Source organism: Mycobacterium sp. D16Q16, from assembly GCF_002013745.1.
GTDB lineage: Bacteria > Actinomycetota > Actinomycetes > Mycobacteriales > Mycobacteriaceae > Mycobacterium.
Genome location: NZ_MAEY01000004.1, coordinates 347,160 through 364,963, shown reverse-complemented (window position 1 = coordinate 364,963; position 17,804 = coordinate 347,160). Strand labels below are relative to the sequence as shown.

General features: G+C 65.1%; 19 protein-coding genes and 1 pseudogene. 14 read left to right on the top strand and 6 right to left on the bottom strand.

The window, feature by feature from the left end; translation table 11 throughout:
- Positions 1 to 9: 9 nt before the first annotated feature.
- Positions 10 to 971 (top strand): annotated as a pseudogene (locus B4394_RS06375) (R2-like ligand-binding oxidase).
- On the opposite strand, the gene B4394_RS06370 reads toward B4394_RS06375, so the two are convergent.
- A complete protein-coding gene (locus B4394_RS06370) occupies positions 968 to 2,212 on the bottom strand; it encodes a serine hydrolase domain-containing protein (RefSeq protein WP_078314506.1) in 1,245 nt (414 codons plus the stop codon). The pseudogene B4394_RS06375 and the gene B4394_RS06370 sit on opposite strands and share 4 nt — an antisense overlap.
- A 174-nt stretch (positions 2,213 to 2,386) precedes the next feature.
- Between B4394_RS06370 and proC the strand changes: the two genes are divergently transcribed.
- The 8 genes from proC to B4394_RS06330 all read left to right on the top strand — a co-directional run bounded on the left by proC (position 2,387) and on the right by B4394_RS06330 (position 8,614).
- A complete protein-coding gene (gene proC, locus B4394_RS06365) occupies positions 2,387 to 3,274 on the top strand; it encodes a pyrroline-5-carboxylate reductase (RefSeq protein WP_176138286.1) in 888 nt (295 codons plus the stop codon).
- A gap of 142 nt (positions 3,275 to 3,416) precedes the next feature.
- Positions 3,417 to 3,677 carry a helix-turn-helix domain-containing protein gene (locus B4394_RS06360; RefSeq protein WP_078294123.1) on the top strand — a complete coding sequence of 87 codons (261 nt, stop codon included), beginning with the start codon at positions 3,417 to 3,419 and terminating at the stop codon, positions 3,675 to 3,677.
- 203 nt (positions 3,678 to 3,880) lie between these two features.
- Positions 3,881 to 3,982, top strand: a complete 102-nt coding sequence (locus B4394_RS06355; protein WP_003402602.1) for a 30S ribosomal protein bS22 — start codon at positions 3,881 to 3,883, stop codon at positions 3,980 to 3,982.
- 63 nt (positions 3,983 to 4,045) lie between these two features.
- Positions 4,046 to 5,110: an SDR family oxidoreductase gene (locus B4394_RS06350; protein ID WP_078308220.1), complete on the top strand. Its 1,065-nt coding sequence runs from the start codon at positions 4,046 to 4,048 to the stop codon at positions 5,108 to 5,110.
- Between the two features lie 22 nt (positions 5,111 to 5,132).
- Positions 5,133 to 6,206 (top strand): lysophospholipid acyltransferase family protein, encoded by a 1,074-nt coding sequence (locus tag B4394_RS06345; RefSeq protein ID WP_078314504.1) that lies wholly within the window; start codon positions 5,133 to 5,135, stop codon positions 6,204 to 6,206.
- Between the two features lie 217 nt (positions 6,207 to 6,423).
- Complete coding sequence (locus B4394_RS06340; RefSeq protein WP_078314503.1) at positions 6,424 to 7,353, top strand: NAD(P)H-dependent flavin oxidoreductase; 930 nt, start codon at positions 6,424 to 6,426, stop codon at positions 7,351 to 7,353.
- Positions 7,354 to 7,696: 343 nt separating this feature from the next.
- Positions 7,697 to 8,299, top strand: a complete 603-nt coding sequence (locus B4394_RS06335) for a DUF4352 domain-containing protein (protein WP_078314502.1) — start codon at positions 7,697 to 7,699, stop codon at positions 8,297 to 8,299.
- A 75-nt stretch (positions 8,300 to 8,374) separates the two neighbouring features.
- A complete protein-coding gene (locus B4394_RS06330; protein WP_078314501.1) occupies positions 8,375 to 8,614 on the top strand; it encodes a hypothetical protein in 240 nt (79 codons plus the stop codon).
- A 16-nt stretch (positions 8,615 to 8,630) separates the two neighbouring features.
- Here the strand turns inward: B4394_RS06330 and B4394_RS06325 are convergent, their stop codons facing one another.
- The 3 genes from B4394_RS06325 to B4394_RS06315 are packed head-to-tail and all read right to left on the bottom strand — an operon-like array spanning position 8,631 to position 10,697.
- Entirely contained in the window at positions 8,631 to 8,912 is a 282-nt protein-coding gene (locus B4394_RS06325) for a hypothetical protein (protein ID WP_078314500.1), read from the bottom strand.
- Positions 8,909 to 9,253 (bottom strand): heme-binding protein, encoded by a 345-nt coding sequence (locus tag B4394_RS06320; RefSeq protein ID WP_078308231.1) that lies wholly within the window; start codon positions 9,251 to 9,253, stop codon positions 8,909 to 8,911. The genes B4394_RS06325 and B4394_RS06320 overlap by 4 nt, the downstream gene beginning before the upstream one ends.
- A 10-nt stretch (positions 9,254 to 9,263) precedes the next feature.
- Entirely contained in the window at positions 9,264 to 10,697 is a 1,434-nt protein-coding gene (locus B4394_RS06315) for a DUF1254 domain-containing protein (protein ID WP_286141904.1), read from the bottom strand.
- Positions 10,698 to 10,806: 109 nt separating this feature from the next.
- On the opposite strand from B4394_RS06315, the gene B4394_RS06310 reads away from it, so the two are divergent.
- A complete protein-coding gene (locus B4394_RS06310) occupies positions 10,807 to 11,811 on the top strand; it encodes an AraC family transcriptional regulator (protein ID WP_078308233.1) in 1,005 nt (334 codons plus the stop codon).
- Here B4394_RS06310 and B4394_RS06305 read toward each other — a convergent pair.
- Together B4394_RS06305 and B4394_RS06300 are read right to left on the bottom strand one after the other, a co-directional pair.
- Entirely contained in the window at positions 11,808 to 12,275 is a 468-nt protein-coding gene (locus B4394_RS06305; RefSeq protein ID WP_078308236.1) for an FAS1-like dehydratase domain-containing protein, read from the bottom strand. The genes B4394_RS06310 and B4394_RS06305 overlap by 4 nt on opposite strands.
- A gap of 85 nt (positions 12,276 to 12,360) precedes the next feature.
- Positions 12,361 to 13,281 (bottom strand): HAD family hydrolase, encoded by a 921-nt coding sequence (locus B4394_RS06300; RefSeq protein WP_078314498.1) that lies wholly within the window; start codon positions 13,279 to 13,281, stop codon positions 12,361 to 12,363.
- 98 nt (positions 13,282 to 13,379) lie between these two features.
- Here B4394_RS06300 and B4394_RS06295 point away from each other — a divergent pair, with 98 nt between their 5' ends.
- The 4 genes from B4394_RS06295 (at position 13,380) to B4394_RS06280 (ending at position 17,784) form a co-directional block, all read left to right on the top strand.
- Positions 13,380 to 13,634, top strand: coding sequence for a glutaredoxin family protein (locus B4394_RS06295; RefSeq protein WP_078308240.1), 255 nt, complete (start codon positions 13,380 to 13,382; stop codon positions 13,632 to 13,634).
- A 111-nt stretch (positions 13,635 to 13,745) separates the two neighbouring features.
- Positions 13,746 to 15,089 (top strand): glutamyl-tRNA reductase, encoded by a 1,344-nt coding sequence (locus B4394_RS06290; RefSeq protein WP_078308242.1) that lies wholly within the window; start codon positions 13,746 to 13,748, stop codon positions 15,087 to 15,089.
- Positions 15,090 to 15,179: 90 nt separating this feature from the next.
- Positions 15,180 to 16,103, top strand: coding sequence for a hydroxymethylbilane synthase (gene hemC / locus B4394_RS06285; protein WP_078308245.1), 924 nt, complete (start codon positions 15,180 to 15,182; stop codon positions 16,101 to 16,103).
- A 31-nt stretch (positions 16,104 to 16,134) separates the two neighbouring features.
- On the top strand, positions 16,135 to 17,784 hold the full coding sequence (locus B4394_RS06280) for a bifunctional uroporphyrinogen-III C-methyltransferase/uroporphyrinogen-III synthase (RefSeq protein ID WP_078308247.1): 1,650 nt from the start codon (positions 16,135 to 16,137) through the stop codon (positions 17,782 to 17,784).
- The last annotated feature ends 20 nt before the right edge of the window (positions 17,785 to 17,804 follow it).

Here is a 17,804-nt window from a genome sequence, read left to right as displayed (position 1 = left end):
GAGGCCCTCATGACGCGGACACACTACGGATCGTTACGCAAGGGAGGGCTCAACTGGGATTCTTTGCCGCTCAAGCTTTTCGCCGGCGGCAATGCGAAGTTCTGGGATCCTGCCGATATCGACTTCTCGCGCGACCGGGCGGACTGGGAGTCACTCAGCGATCGAGAGCGCGACTACGCGACGCGCCTGTGCGCGCAGTTCATCGCCGGTGAGGAATCGGTGACGCAGGATATGAATCGGTGACGCAGGATATTCAGCCGTTCATGGCGGCGATGCGCGCGGAGGGGCGGCTCGGTGACGAAATGTACTTGACGCAGTTCGCCTTTGAGGAGGCCAAGCACACCCAGGTGTTTAGGCTCTGGCTCGACGCCGTGGGGATCAGCGACGATCTGCACGGCTACCTCGACGACCTTCCTGCATACCGCGAGATCTTTTTCGATGAGCTTCCCGACGCGTTGGCAACGCTGGCCACGGACCCGTCACCGGCCGCCCAGATTCGTGCATCGGTGACGTATAACCACGTCGTCGAGGGGATGCTGGCGCTCACGGGATACTTTGCATGGCACAAGATTTGTGTGGACCGAGGGATTCTGCCCGGTATGCAGGAACTGATCCGGCGGATCGGCGACGACGAGCGGCGCCACATGGCCTGGGGCACCTTCACCTGCCGGCGGCATGTCGCCGCCGACGACGCCAACTGGCCGGTGTTCGAGGCCCGCATGAACGAACTCATCCCCATCGCGTTGCGTCTCACCGAGGAAGGCTTCGGACTGTACGGCGACGACACCCCGTTTGGGCTCGTGCTGGACGAGTTCATGCAGTACTCCGCCGACAAGGGAATGCGCCGGTTCGGAACCATCAGCAGCGCGCGTGGGCGCCCACTCGGTGAGATCGATCTCGACTACTCACCGCTCCAGCTGGAAGACACCTTTGCTGCCGAGGATCGGCGGGCGCTCGCGGCCACGGCCTAGCGCGCGCTCCGCACGGTCGCCGCCCATAACCGGGGAAAGGCCACGTTGTGCAGCGGGTTGCGCAGGATCAGATGGTTGTGTGCCAGCCCAACGGCAATGCGGCGCTTCGGGTCCGCCCATCCGGTGGAACCGCCCGCGCCCATATGTCCGAAACCGCCCGCCAAACCCGGCGCGGGGATGCAGTGATAGCCGAGTTCCCAAAGATCGCGAGTGACGGGAAGGTTGGGCCTGCCCCCGCGGCCGTGAGCGAGTTCGGCGGTCTTCTCGGCCGACAGCAGCTGCCTGCCGTCCACGCTTCCCCGATTGCTCAGCGCGCCGTAGAGCTTGGCCAGCGCGGGGGCGGTGCAGATGGCGTTGCCCGCACCCATCTGGGTGTCGAACACGGGAGCGCTGGTGTGTCCGTCGTCGGCGACGATGCGCTCGGCTCCCGGCAGGTGGATCGCTCCGGCGGCGCCCCGCGCACCGGGCATGAAGTCGACGACACGTGCCCCGATGGACAGACCGCGCGAAAGAAAGGGCAGCTTCACGGCCTTGTCGAGCTGCGCGTAGATACCCGCAGGGACCGTCGGCGAATCGGCAGGCGGGCGGCCCAGGTGAATGCCGTCGACCCCGAGAACGTCCGCGAGCTCGGTGCGATACAGCGTGCGCATATCGGTGCCGGTGATCGCTCGCGCCAGCCCGGCCAGTAGCCAGCCGTAGCTCATCGCGTGATAGGCGGCCTTGCCGTAGTAGCGCCCGACCGGTACGGCGGCGAGTCGCTGCTCCATGAGTTCGTGGTCGAGAAGCTCTTCGGGGGTCGAGGCGATCGCGGCCAGCGCCGCCAAACCGGACTTGTGCGCCAGCACATCGCGCACGGTAACCGCTTCCTTGCCGTTGGCGGCGAACTCCGGCCAGTAGCGGGCGACGGGAGCGTCGTAGCTCAGTAGTCCCCGGTCGGCCAGGCGATGAATCACCGTGGCGGTCAGACCCTTCGATGCCGAATAGACGATCGGGGCGGTGTCGCGGGTCCATGACAAGCCAGGCCGTGCTTCACCGGCCCAGATATCGAGAACCGGTTCGCCGTCGACGTAGACGCAGAGCGCGCCGCCGCCGGGGTGGCCGACATACATGGACGCGAACCGCCGGACCACCCGGTCGAACTCGGGCTGTGCCCACCCACGTACCCCGTCAGGCAGACCGGTGCCGACGGATTCAGGTGCGGAAACTGGGTCCGTCTCCACGCGACGCTGCGGTTGTGACATATGTAACTTGTAGTCCGGATACCCCGCTGTGCGCCACCACTTGGCGCCGGATCTGCGAAGAGTCACAAACCGAGGCGAATGTGCCTATCTGCGTGCACATAGGGCGCGGGACACCCGGCACCCGGCCAGAAAGCCGTTTCCGGGCGCGCTAGCTGGTCTGCCATGCTGGTCGCCATGTCCAGAATCGCAATTATCGGTGGCGGCAATATCGGCGAAGCACTTATCTCCGGGCTGCTGCGAGCCGGGCGGCAAGCCAAGGACATCGTCGTTTCCGAGAAGGTCCCCGCTCGGGCGAAGGCCCTGGCCGAGGCGTACTCCATCCGGGTCAGCGAGGTGGCCGACGCCGTCGAGGGCGCCGACTTCATTGTGGTGGCGGTCAAACCATCCGATGTCGAGAGCGCGACCAGCGAGATCGCTGTCGCGCTGGCGAAACTGGACGCGGAGGGTGATGAACGCGAGACCGAACAGGTGTTGGTCTCGGTGGCGGCAGGAGTTTCCGCGGGCTTCTTCGAGTCCAAACTGGCCGCCGGGGCGCCGGTAGTACGGGTGATGCCGAACGCGCCGATGCTCGTCGGCGCCGGGGTCAGCGCCATCGCCAAGGGCCGGTTCGCGACCGACGAGCAGCTGAGCGCCGTCGCCGAGCTGCTGGAGTCGGTGGGCAGCGTCATCAAGGTGGCCGAATCCCAGATGGATACCGTCACCGCGCTGTCGGGATCGGGCCCGGCCTACTTCTTTTTGCTTGTGGAGGCGCTCGTCGATGCGGGGGTCGCTTCGGGTCTCACTCGCCCCGTCGCAACCGACCTGGTCATCCAAACCATGGCCGGATCCGCTGCGATGCTCCTCGAACGGGCGGAAACCGACGAAAATCGTGCCCCCGGACTGCAGACCCGCACCGAGGTGGATACGACCGCTGCCGAGCTTCGCGCGACGATTACCTCGCCGGGTGGCACTACCGCCGCTGCGCTGCGTGAATTGGAACGTGGAGGTTTGCGGGCAAGCGTCTACGCGGCCGTCGAAGCCGCAAAAACCCGCTCCGAGCAGCTCGGAATCACATCAGAGTAATTTAACCAAATCTTGATCAATTAGCCCACACGGGTATCAGTAACCCCACTGGTCCCGCTATTCTCCTTCTAGCACGTGCGTGTCCGTACCGCCGATGGGGAAGATCGGCGGCACGACATGTGCCAAGGGAAATGGGTATGCGATGACTTCAATGAACGGGCCATCCGCGCGCGACGGGGCCGGCGCCAAGCCGGGCCGTGATGCGGCGGCTACTGGCCAATCTGGAAAAGCTCAGTTCCTCACAGTCGCCGAGGTCGCCGCGCTGATGCGCGTCAGCAAGATGACTGTTTACCGGCTGGTGCACAACGGAGAGCTGCCCGCGGTGCGGGTCGGCCGATCGTTCCGTGTGCACGCCAAGGCCGTCAACGATCTGCTGCAGGCCTCGTACTTCGACGCTGGATAGGCCCCCGCAAGCGGATGGGTACCTCTCACTCGTGGGGGGTACCCCCCGATTCGGCCGGTTTCCTGACGGGGGACCGTAACGGGTAGAGTCATGCGGCACCCTGGTTTTAAGCCTTGAGGGGTTAGGGCGCTCGTGTACGGCTGGCATAAGCCGCTGTGCACCGCCCACGGAAAAGACGATTTCAAAGTAGTTAGCAGGAGTTCATGGGTTCAGTTATCAAGAAGCGGCGCAAGCGTATGTCCAAGAAGAAGCACCGCAAGCTGCTTCGCCGCACCCGGGTTCAGCGCAGAAAACTCGGTAAGTAAACCTTGCGTTAGTGGGTATCCGCTCGGGATGCCCATTGGTGCTGTGATGGATAGGCTTCGTCCGTGAGCACCGGTGAGACCAATCTGCATTACCCGCGGGTGGTGCTGGTCACCGGGGCCAGCCGATTCCTCGGGGGCTACCTGGCTGCACGCCTGGTGCAGAACCCGATGATCAACCGCGTCATCGCGGTGGACGCCGTCGCTCCCAGCAAGGACCTGCTGCGCAGGATGGGCCGGGCCGAGTTTGTGCGGGCCGATATTCGCAACCCGTTCATCGCGAAGGTCATCCGCAACGGTGAGGTCGATACGGTGGTGCACACCGCCTCGGCCTCGTACTCCCCGCGTTCGGGTGGGCGCGCTGCGCTCAAGGAACTGAACGTGATGGGTGCGATGCAGCTGTTCGCGGCCTGCCAGAAAGCGCCCACCGTGCAACGCGTCGTCGTCAAATCGACGGCGCAGGTGTACGGGTCCAGCGGTCGCGATCCGGTGATGTTCACCGAAGAGATGGGTGCTCGCCGCCCACCATCCGACGGATTCGCGCGGGACAGCATCGACATCGAGAGCTATGCCCGCGGTCTGGGCCGTCGCCGGCCCGATGTCGCGGTGACGATTCTGCGGTTGGCCAACCTGATCGGCCCCGGTATGGATACCGCGCTGGCTCGTTATCTGGCGGGGCCGGTGGTCCCGACCATGCTCGGACGCGACGCCCGCCTGCAGCTGCTGCATGAGCAGGATGCGCTGGGCGCACTCGAGCGCGCCACCATGGCCGGTAAGGCGGGCACGTTCAACATCGCGGCCGACGGCATGATGATGATGTCGCAGGCGGTCCGTCGTTCCGGACAACTCGGCATCCCCGTCCCCTCGTTTGCGGTAGCAGCGATCGCGTCCTTCACCAAGGGCACCAGGTACACCGAGCTGAGTTCCGAACAGCGTGACTGGCTGGCGTATGGGCGCGCGATGGACAACACCCGCATGAAGACCGAGCTCGGGTATCAGCCCAAGTGGACGACCATGGGCGCCTTTGGAGATTACGTTCGGGGCCGCGGGATCACTCCAGTTATCGAGCCAGAGTGGGTACGCTCTTTAGGAGATCGTGCGGTGGCTCTCGCGCAGAAGATCAGTTCGTAGAAATAGGGTGGAGGTGAAAAGCATGGCCGGTGAAACAAAAGCCAAAGTCATTCAACTGCAGGCTAATTCGGAGCGCCATGCTGCACGCGCTCGCCGGGCAGAGGCTCGTGCCGACGCCGGAAGGCGGCACCCGTCATCGTTGGCAAGCGGTACGCCGGCCGAAAACTCCGCGGACACTGCCGCGGTGATCCATGACCTCAACGAGATCCGTGCGGCGCAGGGCAACGCGCACGTGGGCGACGAGGAGTCGCTGACCGCGCTCGCGGCCAACATTGCCGCCGTCGCTGAGTTCATTCGCCGCCGGGTGGGCGGCGACTACAGCGTTGATGATTTCGGGTTCGATGAGCATCTCAACGAATCACTCTTACTTCCTTTGCTGAGGCCATTGTTCAACCGATGGTTCAGAGTGGACGTGACCGGCGTAGAGAACATTCCAGCGACCGGTGGAGCCCTGGTTGTGGCTAACCACGCGGGTGTGCTGCCGCTCGATGGTCTGATGCTGTCGGTGGCGGTACACGACCGCTGCCCCGGCAACCGGACCCTGCGCAACCTGGCCGCCGATATGGTGTTCGACGCACCGTTCCTGGGGCAGTTGGCGCGAAAAGCCGGTCATACGCTGGCCTGCACCGCCGATGCGCACCGGCTACTGTCCGCGGGCGAGCTGACCGCCGTGTTCCCCGAGGGATACAAGGGTCTGGGCAAGCCGTTCAAGGATCGCTACAAGCTGCAGCGGTTCGGTCGCGGGGGATTCGTCGCGGCAGCCATTCGGACCGGAGCGCCGATCATCCCGTGCTCGATCGTCGGATCCGAGGAGATTTACCCGATGATCGCCGACCTGAAGGTCATCGCCCGGCTATTTGGGCTGCCGTACTTCCCGGTGACCCCGCTGTTCCCGGCGGCTGGACCCGTCGGCTTGGTGCCGCTGCCGTCCAAGTGGCACATCGAGTTCGGCACGCCCATCCCCACGGACGGATATGACGACGCGGCCGCCGACGACCCGATGGTCACCTTCGACGTCACCGACCAGGTGCGCGAGACGATTCAACAGACGCTGTACCGGCTGCTTGCCGGGCGGCGCAACATGTTCTTCGGCTGAGCGGGTTTCTTCTGCGCCGACACGCCGCGTTCTGCGCGTTCTACCCGGCCGATGTGTCGAAAACCGTAGTCTCGCTACCGCGATGGCGTGATCAGCACCGGTACGCGACCTCAAAAGTGCCGGAAGAAGCTAACTTTCAGTTTCAATACCCCAACCTGCCGGGCGCGCTCGCGGATCTGCTGTAGTGGCGCCCGAGTGATCGGCGTAGGTTCGACGGGTGGTCACAAACCGGGTTACCGAGATGCTGGGCGTGCAGCGGCCGATAGTGCAGGCCCCGATGGGGTGGATCGCGCGCTCCCAGCTGGCGAGCGCGGTCTGCAATGCCGGTGGACTCGGGATCATCGAAACCAGCTCTGGTGAACTCGATGCCATCAAGGGCGAGATCCGCGCCATGCGTGAGCTCACCGATAGGCCGTTCGGGGTGAACATCGCGCAGGCATTCGTGCGAGACCCGTCCATCGCGCAGTTCGTGGTGGACCAGGGCGTGACGTTCGTGACCACCAGCGCGGGCGACCCCAATAAGTACACCCGGATCCTGAAAGGCAATGGGCTCACCGTCTTTCATGTTGTTCCCACACTTGCGGCAGCCCTCAAGGCCGTCGACGCGGGAGTGGACGGATTGGTGGTCGAAGGCGTCGAAGGCGGTGGTTTCAAGGACCCCAAGGGTGCATCCACCATGGTGCTGCTGCCGCTGGTGCGCTCGCATGTGGACGTCCCCATCATCGCTGCCGGAGGCATCTGCGACGGCGCCTCGATGGCTGCCGCGTTCGCGCTCGGCGCCGAGGGGGTACAGATGGGCACCCGGATGATGTCGGCCGCCGAATCGCCCATCCACGGAAATTGGAAGGCTGCGGTCGTCGCCGCCCGCGAGACCGACACCGTACTGCTCAACCGGCTGACCAAGCCAGGCCTGCGTGCGCTACGCAGCGAGCGCACCGAGGAGATGGAACGGCGAGATCTGGTGTCACTGCTGGAGACCGGGAATCCGTTGGACCTCTACTTCGGAGGCAATATGGACACCTTCGTACCGCTCGGCGGTCAAGTCGCCGGGCGCATCGGCGCGGTGGAGTCGGTGAAAGACATCCTCGACACCACCATGGACGAGTTCACCGCCGTGATCGGCAAGCTCGCCGCCCAATACAGCTGACCACGAATAGAGCCCGGTAACGGCCGTGCGTACCGCATCGCGGTCGTCGGCTGGCCCGAGTGCAGGGGATATCCAACGGCAAACAGGACGCCCGCAAGAGTGTCCGCGTCTGCCGCCCGCTGTAGTCGTCGCTGGTCTCGGTGGTGCAGGACCGCTATACCTGCGGATCAGCAAAGGTATTCGGTCCTGACACCAGGAGTTATCGGTAGTTCCTCGCAAACAGCTGGTGGCCGCCTGTAACGAATATGCTGACGTGCCGATAGGCACTATTGATGTTAGCCTTTCACTCATTGCGGGGGGCGCTCGGCTGTTACACCGCTACCCTGAATTGAGGATCAGTATTGTGACTCAACCTTCGCTGGAAGGTGAGACCGGCACCGCTCTGTACTACGGCAGCGGCAATTTTCCCGCAGCTCCCATGATGTTCGGGGGTGTTATCGCGACCTTCATCGTGGTTGCCACGTTGGTGGGGATCGAGGACGGCAGAAACTTCAGTGCTTCTCGGCCGACGCTAGTTCAGGAAGTTGCTTCTGTGACACCCGAGGGTGAGGGACCTGGCCGCCAGGCGCATGCTGGTCAGTTAGCTCTGGCCGTGACCGATGTCACGGCATCCCCGGTGGCAGGCGATCTCTCGCTGACCCAGACCGAACAGAGCGGCCATGTTCTGGTCGGTGTGCGCGTGATCAATGACGGTGACGCCCCGCAGAGGTTCGAGCCTGCGATTCAGCAACTTGTTGTGGGCGATCAAACCTTCGGCGCGAACCCGACGGTCTCGCAGCCCGTGCTCGGCGCAGATCTCGGTCCCGGCGAGAGCATCGTTGCGTCCATTGCGTTCGACGTTCCCGAGGGTGCCGAGCCTTCGGCGATCATCCTGCGTGACTCGGTGACAGCCGCCGGCACTCAGGTGAGTTTGGCTGACGTGGGCGATAGCGGCGTGGCGCAGTGATCAACCCAGTTTCTGGTCGGGAAAGGCGACTCCCGGGTGCTGGTCGGCGCCCGGGGTACGAGTGAGAGGCGCTGTGTGACCACGGAACTGAACCCGGAAGCAATCTGGAAGGCACTGCCCGGCGAGCTCACATCAGCACTGATCGGGCGGGCCTCCGAACCCCTGAATGATGAGCTGCTGATCAAGTGTCATCGCGCAGCCGAAAAGAACGACCTGCCGATCTTCTGGCGGCCGGACCCGGACGCCGGTTTCGGCCGGCACCGACTGCATCCGGCACTCATCGAGTACATCGCCAGCCTCAAAAAGGGCGGCTAGCTCGCCCATTGCGCCGTTACGGGCTGCACGTCCCGGCGTTGACCCAGCGGCCGTTGTAGCCCACGCACGCGTGAACGTTCGGTGCGGGGGGAGGGGGCGGAGGATCGTCCGGCAAGGGTGCATAGTCCTCGGGTGGCGGCGCGTATCGCTGCACGGTGTCGGCGATGTTTGCGCAGCCGCTCACCGAGATTCGGCGGCCGCCCCCTACGCAGACGTCGGCGTTGGCTATTGGTTGCGCAATCGGTAGCAGTCCGGCGAACGCCACCGCAACGGTCACCATTGCTGTCGCGCGCCTCACGGCTGGCGCTCCTGTGGCAGCTGGCAGCGCTCACGGAAGTCGACGACGGGCTGCCGGATGGAGCGCAGATCGTTTTCGGCCTCGGGGTTGGTGCTGAAGTAGGCCTTCACCGCGCTCTGCATCTCGCTGTGCGGCTTACCCGCCTGGCCGGTGAAGAACTCGTTGACGTCCGGGTGGGTGAATAGGTAGCTCGATGTCGATGCGGCGACGCCCGCCGAGACTCCGGCCAGGTCGGCCGCCGTGCAGTTCGTCGGACGCTCGGGCTCCGCATTCGCGGCCGCCGCGGCGATGAGCGCGGCGGCGCCCAGGGCCGTAAACAGGCTTGTGGCAATGAGTTTCATGGACCGCTCCTTACGGGATTTGTTGCACAGCGGGTGGTTTCCAGGTGCCGTCAATGATCGACGGCGGTGTCTGCGTGGGCCAGTACAGGCGCATCGTCAGATTGAATCTGCCCGCGGGTGCGGGGAGCCAGTTGGCTTCCTTCTCGGGTCCTGGGGTCTCATGCTGCAGATACAGATCCACGGAGCCGTCGGGATTGAGGGTGAAGTTATCGCGCTGGCTCAGGGTATAGCGGCCCAGCGGGTTGTCGACGAAGTAGAAATCCCCGTCGTACATGGTCAGCGACCAGAACCCCTCGACGGGTGGCAGTTGGTCCTTGCCGAAGTGCAGCGTGTACTTGTTGGCTCCGTTGTAGAGCTGACCGGTGGCGTCGGCTTCGGAGGTGGGGTACACGGCATCCTCTGGCCGGTTGGCTCCGAGGCCGAAGTAGGTGACGGTGGCGCGTTGCAGATAGTTGGTTTCGTAAAGCCCCATCTGGGTGCTGAATTGCCAGCCATTGATGTCTTTGCCGAGATCTTTGAAGTGTGCCGTGATCTTGTCGACGCCCTCCTTGGGCACCGTCTGCAAGGCGTTCACGGCCGCGGCGCCGAGCCCGTCGATATTGAAGGGCGTACCGGCCTCGATGCCGATCTTGGCCATCTTGTCGACCATCGGCTTATCGGCCTCGGTGGGCGGGTTGTCTCTCATCAGGGTGGCGAGCAGGCCGAAGTAGTCCTTGGCGCTCAGGTTGTTGACCTGATCGCGCGCGGGAGTCTTCATATCGACACTCGGATCGACCGTGCCGGCCGGTGGGGTGTAGGGCTTGCCGTAGGAGCTCAACGGAACCAGCGAGATCGCGTCCTGCATCGTGTGGACGGCTGCCAAATCTTCGGGCGTGCCGGAGCAGTAGATGCGACCGATGAGCCACACGATGGCGGTCGGGGACTTGTACTCCTTGACGCCCGCGGGCAGGGTGCCCTTCCAGTTGGGGCCGGTGATGGCGTAGGTCTGCGGCCCTGTACCGGTGGTGCGCTTGCCGGGTACCTCGAAGACATTGGTGTACCCGTCCAGCATCGGGAACAGGTAGTAGCGATCATCCGCCTCGGGCAGGCTCAGCACATACGGTTCCTTGCTTACGTCGACGAATCCGTTGGTGTAGAGGGTGTCTGCGTTGGGTGTGGTGACATCCCGGAACGCCGCCGTCGGGTATTCACGCATCCGCGCGAGCTGGCCCATGGGAGCCCGCGGCGCTTCGACTTTGGCGACATTGGTCATCACCCGCCGCGTCATCTCCATGGTCACCAGCGGGTAGCCGTACACGTAGGCATCCAGCGCAATCGCCTTCGCCTCATCGGCGGAAAGCTTCTGGGGTTCAGAATCTTTCGAGCAGCTAGTCATCCCGGTCGCCAACAAGACGGCGCTCGTGACGGCCAGCCATCTGCTCCACTGCCAACGCCTACCGCTCACGGGCGACACCCTTTCCAGTTGTGATGATCTTGGTCGATCACCGTCGATCGTGCAGCATTTTCACAGGGTTGTCTTGACTTTGACGGACAGATATTTGACAGTTCAGGACATGTCAGTCATCCGCGGCTCGGCGTTGACCAACTATCACCCCCTGGTGTCGGAGCTCGGCGGTGACTGCGGCAAGCTGCTTGCCGCAGCGAGGATTTCACCGGACGATGTCGGGGTCTACGACCGGTTCATCTCGCTGCCGAGCGGGATGGCCGTGCTGGAGGAGACCGCGACTGCGCTCGGCGTGCCCGACTTCGGCCTGCGGCTTGCGCGACGGCAGGGGATCGAGATCCTGGGGCCCGTGGGCCTAGCCGCGCGTAGCGCGGCAACCGTTGCCGATGCGTTCGACATTCTTGAAAAGTTCATGGCCGCATACTGTCCCGCCATCGGCGTGCGGGTTATCGATCTGCCCGATCCGGTGCACTGCCGGTGCGAGTTCGAGTTCCTGCTCACCCCGGCGCCCCCGCAGGCACAGGCGCTCGAGCTGTCCCTCGGCGTGACGTTGCGGGTGCTGCACCACTTCCTGGGCCGCGGTTATCGACCAGTGGCGGTGCACCTGCCCCACGCGGCCTTGACGGCACCGTCGGAGTATCGGCGTTACTTCGGCTGTCCGACGTTGTTCCGCGAACCCGTTGCGGGGTTCACACTGCGCGCCACCGATATGCAGAGGTCGCTACCCAAAGACCGGCTCGCGCATCAGACCGCCGTCGATTACCTGACGGGGACCCTCGCCGACCGTCGGCCGGATTCGAGCCGACTGGCCCGGATCCTCATCCGGCAGCTGCTTCCCACTGGGGCGATCGGTCTGGGGGACATCGCATTACACCTCGGAGTACACCCAAAAGCGCTGCAACGGCGTCTCCGTTCCGAGGGCACGACCTTCGCCGAACTCGTCGACCACATCCGCCGTGAAACCGCCGAGCGATTGCTTTCCGATACCGAGCTGAACCTGGACCATGTCAGCAGGCAACTCGGCTACGCCGAACAGAGTGTGTTCACCCGAAGTTGTAAGCGCTGGTTCGGTACTACCCCGAGTGCTTACCGAACGAACCGCAGAGGCCGCTAGCCCTTGCGATGTGAGGCGATGTTGGCCGCCATGGAGTTCGCGTCGGTCTCGTGTCCCTCGGCCTCGCCGATCATGGTGACGATGCTCGTGGCCACGGGTTGCCCGTCGGCATCGGTGACCTCGGCGCGCACCTCGGCGGTCACCATGCCGTGCGACTCCAGCACGCTGTCCAGGTAGCTGTCGAAGTACAGCCGGTCTCCCGCCTTGACGGGGCGGTGGAATTTCAGCTTCTGGTCGCGGTGCAGCACACGTGCCACGTTGATGGGCAGATCCATCTCGGTGAAGATCTTGTGCTGCACACGCCGGCCCGCGACGGCGAGGAACGTGATAGGCGCGACGACACCGGAGTTCTCCTCGCAGCCGTCCTTGATGGCCGCCGCGAATTCACGCATCTTCTCGCGACCGACCTCGAAGTAATCGGGGTAGCGGTAGTGCGTTCCGATGATGTCTTGGCGGATGGCCATGCATTAACCCATTTCGCTGCAGGTCAGGTACGAATCTAGACAGTTCGAGCGGCGCTGAGCCTATCAGCAGCGGTAATGGTGATTGTTACGTCTCGCGTCGGGCCAGCGCGGCCGCCAACGCTCCGCCCGCGGCACCGAGCAGCACCGCCGACGGCACGCCGATGCGGGCGGCCTTGCGCGCCGTGCGGAAGTCGCGGACCTCCCAGCCCCGGCGTCGTGCCACGTCGCGCAGCTCCGCGTCGGGATTGATGGCCACGGCGGTGCCCACCAGTGACAACATCGGCACATCGTTGACGCTGTCGCTATAGGCGGTGCAGCGCTTGAGATTCAGTCCGTTACGGATGGCAAGGTTGCGCACGGCACGCGCCTTGCCCGGTCCGTGCAGGATGTCGCCAACCAGGCGTCCGGTGAACACCCCGTCCACCGATTCCGCGACGGTGCCCAGCGCTCCGGTGAGGCCCAGCCGTCGGGCGATGGTCTCGGCGAGTTCCTTGGGTGTGGCAGTGACGAGCCACACCTGCTGGCCGGCGTCGAGGTGCATCTGGGTCAGCGCCCGGGTGCCGGGCCAGATCTTGTCGGCGATCGTCTCGTCGTAGATGTCCTCACTGAGGTTGACGAGTTCATCGACACTGCGACCCTCGATGAACGAGAGCGCCTTCTGCCGGCCCGCGGCGACGTCATCGGAGTTCTCCCGGCCGGTCAGCCGGAACTTCGCCTGCGCCCAGACGAACTGAAGCATGTCCGAGTACTTGAAGTAGTCGCGTTCGGCCAGGCCGCGGCCGAAGTGAACCAGCGAGGAGCCATGTACCAGCGTGTTGTCGACATCGAAAAACGCGGCGGCGGTCAGATCCGCGGGCGGAGGGCCCGAGGGCACTTCGGCCGCCGCGGAGTCGGCCTCGGCGAAGGAGGCGGCGCGTGCGACGTCTTCGGCGAACGCCTCGGCGAGCAGCTGCTCCTCCGCGGAGCCTTCGGCAGGGGGGTCGCCGTTGATCTGGGGGCTGGTCATAACCGGCTTAACCGCCCTTCCTGTCCGCCGTTTCCGAATGCCGTTTAACCCTACTGAGGGTGGCGGGAGCTCGGGGGACCCGGTGGCAGAATTGGTATATGACATCTCTAACGCTGCTGACGCGCCCGGGCTGCTCTGCCTGCGAACGAGCGCAGCGTGAATTGGCGGCCCTGGCCGGCGAGTTCGGGGTCCCGCTCACCGTCACCGATGTGGATGAGGCCGCGATCACAGATTCGTCTTTGCGTGCGGAGTTTGGTGACCGGCTTCCGGTGGTGCTGTTGGACGGTCAGGAGCACAGCTATTGGGAAGTGGATGAGCCCCGGCTCCGGGCGGACCTGAAACGTGACCGATAACAGGCTGTTTGGATTTTGCCCAGTGGCCATTTTCGGGCTACCGTGCATGAAGTTCGAGCCTCACCAAAAGCAAGGGAGCTGGACAGTGAGATGTCAGCGGAGTGACCTGCGGTGAGCGTCCTGCTGTTCGGAGCCTCGCACCGTAGCGCGCCTGTGCCGGTGCTGGAGAAGCTGGCGATTGGCGAGGCCGATCAGCCCAAGATCATTGAACACATTCTGCAATCGCCCCTGGTCAGCGAGGTCATGGTGCTCTCGACCTGCAACCGGGTCGAGGTATATGCCGTGGTCGAGGCCTTCCATGGTGGCCTGACTGTCATCGGTGAGGCCATTGCCCGGCATGCCGGTATGGGCATGAACGAGCTCACCAAATACGCCTACGTCCGATACAGCGAGGCCGCCGTCGAGCACCTGTTCGCGGTGGCCAGCGGCCTGGATTCCATGGTGGTTGGCGAGCAGCAGGTGTTGGGCCAGGTGCGCAACGCCTATGCCACCGCCGAAACGCATCAAGCGGTGGGCCGGGTGCTGCACGAGCTGTCCCAGAGCGCCCTGCGCGTGGGTAAACGAGTGCATTCGGAGACCGGTATCGACGCGGCCGGGGCCTCGGTGGTGTCGGTGGCCCTCGATCTGGCCGACGGCAAGCTCAACGGTCTGCCCGGACGCACCGCTGCCGTTGTCGGCGCCGGCTCGATGGGCTCCTTGGCGACCGCGCAATTGATCCGCGCGGGTATCGACAACCTCTGGGTGGTCAACCGCAGCGCGGAGCGTGCGCAACGCCTCGCGGCGACGGCGCGCGAGGCGGGTGTGAACGCGCAGGCGATCACCCTCGACAACCTGGACCAGGCGCTGGCGCAGTCCGATGTGGTGGTGTCGTGTACCGGGGCAGTCCGGCCGGTGATCTCGCTGGCCGACGTGCACCGTGCTCTGGGTGGTGGACGCCAACTCGTCTTCTGTGACCTGGGCATGCCGCGTGACGTGGACCCCACGGTGGCCGGTCTGCCCGGCGTCGTCGTGGTGGACATGGAGCGCATCCAGCGTGAGCCCACCGCGCGTGCGGCGGCCAACGATGCCGGCGCGGCCCGCCAGATCGTCAACGACGAGGTCGCCCGGTACCTGACCGGTGAGCGGATGGCGGAGGTCACCCCGACGGTTACCGCCCTGCGCCAACGGGCCGCCGAGGTGGTGGAGGCCGAGCTGCTGCGCCTGGACGGCCGTCTGCCGAGTCTGGCGGGGGCCGAGCGGGACGAGGTCGCCAAGACTGTTCGCCGAGTCGTCGACAAGCTGCTGCACGCCCCCACGGTGCGGGTGAAGCAGCTGGCGTCCGCACCCGGCGGTGACAGCTACGCCGAGGCGTTGCGTGAGTTGTTCGAGCTCGATCCGCACACCGTCGAGGCGGTGGCGACGGCGGGTGAACTACCGCTTGCCACAACGGAATTGCACGAAGAGAGCCGTGGTTGATGGTCCTCACCCGAGTGGCTCGCCGATTCCTCATGGTCTTCGCGTAAGCGGCTCATCGATCCTGACCGTCTTCGCCCGAGAGGCTCATCCATGATCCGAATTGGTACCCGCGGCAGTCTGTTGGCGACGACGCAAGCCGGGGGAATCAGGGATGCTCTGCGCGCCAAAGGGCACGAGGCGGAGCTGGTAATCGTGACCACAGCCGGGGACCAGTCGTCTGCACCCGTCGAGCAAATCGGTGTGGGGGTCTTCACGGCCGCTCTGCGCGAGGCCATCGCCGATAACGTCGTCGATGTTGCCGTGCACTCTTACAAGGATTTGCCAACGGCGGCCGATCCGCGGTTCGTCATAGCCGCCATTCCGCCTCGTGAAGACTATCGGGACGCCCTCGTGGCCCGGGACGGATTGGTGTTGGGGGAGTTGCCCACGGGCTCGGTGATCGGTACCTCCTCCCCGCGACGCGCCGCGCAGCTTAGAGCACTGGGTCTCGGTTTGGAAATTCGCCCCCTAAGAGGCAACCTGGATACCAGGTTGAGCAGGGTCTCCAATGGTGATCTTGATGCTGTGGTAGTCGCCCGGGCGGGTTTGGCCCGTATCGGACGTTTGGACCGCATCACCGAGACACTGGAACCGGTGCAGGTATTGCCCGCGCCGGCTCAGGGAGCGCTGGCGGTGGAGTGCCGCAGTGAGGTCACCGATCTGGTGGCTGTACTGGCGGAACTCGATCACGCCGACACGCGCGCCGCGGTGACTGCCGAAAGGGCCCTGCTTGCCGAGCTGGAGGCGGGCTGTACCGCACCAGTTGGCGCGATCGCCGAGGTGGTCGAGTCGATTGATGAGGATGGCCGTGTCTTCGACGAACTGTCGTTGCGCGGATGTGCGGCGGCGCTGGACGGATCTGACGTGATTCGGGCCTCCGGGATTGGCACCCCCGAACGGGCCGCAGAGCTTGGGCTCGCGGTCGCGAGGGAACTGCTCGATCTCGGTGCGCGAGCACTGATGACAGCTGAATAGGCGGCGCAAACCGCCGATATGGGAGGCAGTAGTGACCCGAGGGCGCAAGAAGCCAGGGCGCATCCTGTTCGTTGGTTCCGGGCCGGGAGACCCTGGCCTGTTGACCGTCCGGGCGCGCGCGGTGCTCACCAGCGCTACGGTCGCGTTCACCGACCCCGATGTGCCGCAAGCGGTACTCGATCTCGTCGGGTCCGCGGTCGAACTTCCTGAACCGGCGCCCGTCAAACCTGCGACCGGTGGTGAGGAAGCGCCCGCGTCGGGTGACGCTGAGGCCGCTGCCGAACCGCCACTCACCATCGACATTCGCCCGGCTCTGGGCGATCCTGCCGATGTCGCCAAGACTCTGGTCGCCGAGGCCAAGAACGGCGTGGACGTGGTGCGGCTGGTCGCCGGAGATCCGCTCTCGATCGATTCGGTGCTCGCCGAGGTCATCGCGGTTACGCGTACCCAGGTGGCCTTTGAGATTCTGCCCGGTCTGTCGTCGAGCACAGCGGTGCCCGCGTACGCCGGCCTGCCGCCGGGATCGGCGCACACCGTCGCCGATGTGCGCGGCGATGTGGACTGGGCGGCGCTGGCCGCCGCCCCCGGCCCGCTGATCCTGCACGCCACCCCGACGCATGTACCGGACGCCGCTAAGGCGCTCATCGAGCACGGTTTGTCCGATCAGACTCTGGTCGCGGTCACCGCGCAGGGCACCACCTGCGCGCAGCGGACCGTGGAGACCACGCTGGCCTCGCTGATCGACGGTGTCCCGGTGGACGCCAATGATCCGCACGGGCCGATGACCGGCGCCCTGGTGTTGACGATCGGCCGTGTGGTTGCTGGTCGCTCCAAGCTGAACTGGTGGGAGAGCCGCGCGCTGTACGGCTGGACTGTGCTGGTGCCGCGCACCAAGGATCAGGCCGGCGAGATGAGCGAGAAGCTTGTCGGATACGGAGCCCTGCCGGTCGAGGTGCCCACCATCGCCGTCGAGCCCCCGCGTAGCCCCGCACAGATGGAAAGGGCCGTGAAGGGTTTGGTCGACGGCCGCTACCAGTGGGTGGTCTTCACCTCCACCAACGCGGTCCGTGCGGTGTGGGAGAAGTTCGCCGAATTCGGCCTGGACGCTCGCGCCTTCTCGGGTGTGAAGATCGCATGCGTGGGTCAGGCCACCGCCGAGAAGGTGCGTGCCTTCGGTATCAATCCGGAGCTGGTACCCGCGGGTGAGCAGTCCTCGCTCGGACTGCTCGACGAGTTCCCGCCCTATGACGACGTTTTCGATCCGGTGAACCGGGTGCTGCTGCCCCGCGCCGACATCGCCACCGAGACCCTCGCCGAGGGCCTGCGGGAGCGTGGCTGGGAAATCGACGACGTGACCGCCTACCGCACTGTGCGGGCGGCGCCGCCGGCGGCGCAGACGCGCGAGATGATCAAGACCGGCGGATTTGACGCCGTGTGCTTCACCTCGAGCTCGACGGTCCGCAACCTGGTGGGTATCGCCGGGAAGCCGCACGCACGCACCATCGTGGCCTGCATCGGACCGAAAACCGCTGAGACCGCCATCGAATTCGGGCTGCGCGTGGACGTGCAGCCGGAGACTGCCGCTGTCGGTCCACTGGTGGAGGCTCTTGCCGAGCACGCCGCCCGGTTGCGCACCGAGGGCGCACTGCCGCCGCCCCGTAAGAAGAGCCGACGGCGTTAAGCGGAGATTCAGCGGAAGGC

Bases quoted from the DNA above. Each gene is read 5' to 3' on its own strand.
- hemC (WP_078308245.1), top strand. From the start codon at position 15,180: ATGATCCGAATTGGTACCCGCGGCAGTCTGTTGGCGACGACGCAAGCC.
- B4394_RS06320 (WP_078308231.1), bottom strand. From the start codon at position 9,253: ATGAAACTCATTGCCACAAGCCTGTTTACGGCCCTGGGCGCCGCCGCG.
- proC (WP_176138286.1), top strand. From the start codon at position 2,387: ATGTCCAGAATCGCAATTATCGGTGGCGGCAATATCGGCGAAGCACTT.
- B4394_RS06295 (WP_078308240.1), top strand. From the start codon at position 13,380: ATGACATCTCTAACGCTGCTGACGCGCCCGGGCTGCTCTGCCTGCGAA.
- B4394_RS06310 (WP_078308233.1), top strand. From the start codon at position 10,807: ATGTCAGTCATCCGCGGCTCGGCGTTGACCAACTATCACCCCCTGGTG.
- B4394_RS06370 (WP_078314506.1), bottom strand. From the start codon at position 2,212: ATGTCACAACCGCAGCGTCGCGTGGAGACGGACCCAGTTTCCGCACCT.
- B4394_RS06305 (WP_078308236.1), bottom strand. From the start codon at position 12,275: ATGGCCATCCGCCAAGACATCATCGGAACGCACTACCGCTACCCCGAT.
- B4394_RS06355 (WP_003402602.1), top strand. From the start codon at position 3,881: ATGGGTTCAGTTATCAAGAAGCGGCGCAAGCGTATGTCCAAGAAGAAG.
- B4394_RS06360 (WP_078294123.1), top strand. From the start codon at position 3,417: ATGACTTCAATGAACGGGCCATCCGCGCGCGACGGGGCCGGCGCCAAG.
- B4394_RS06300 (WP_078314498.1), bottom strand. From the start codon at position 13,281: ATGACCAGCCCCCAGATCAACGGCGACCCCCCTGCCGAAGGCTCCGCG.
- B4394_RS06345 (WP_078314504.1), top strand. From the start codon at position 5,133: ATGGCCGGTGAAACAAAAGCCAAAGTCATTCAACTGCAGGCTAATTCG.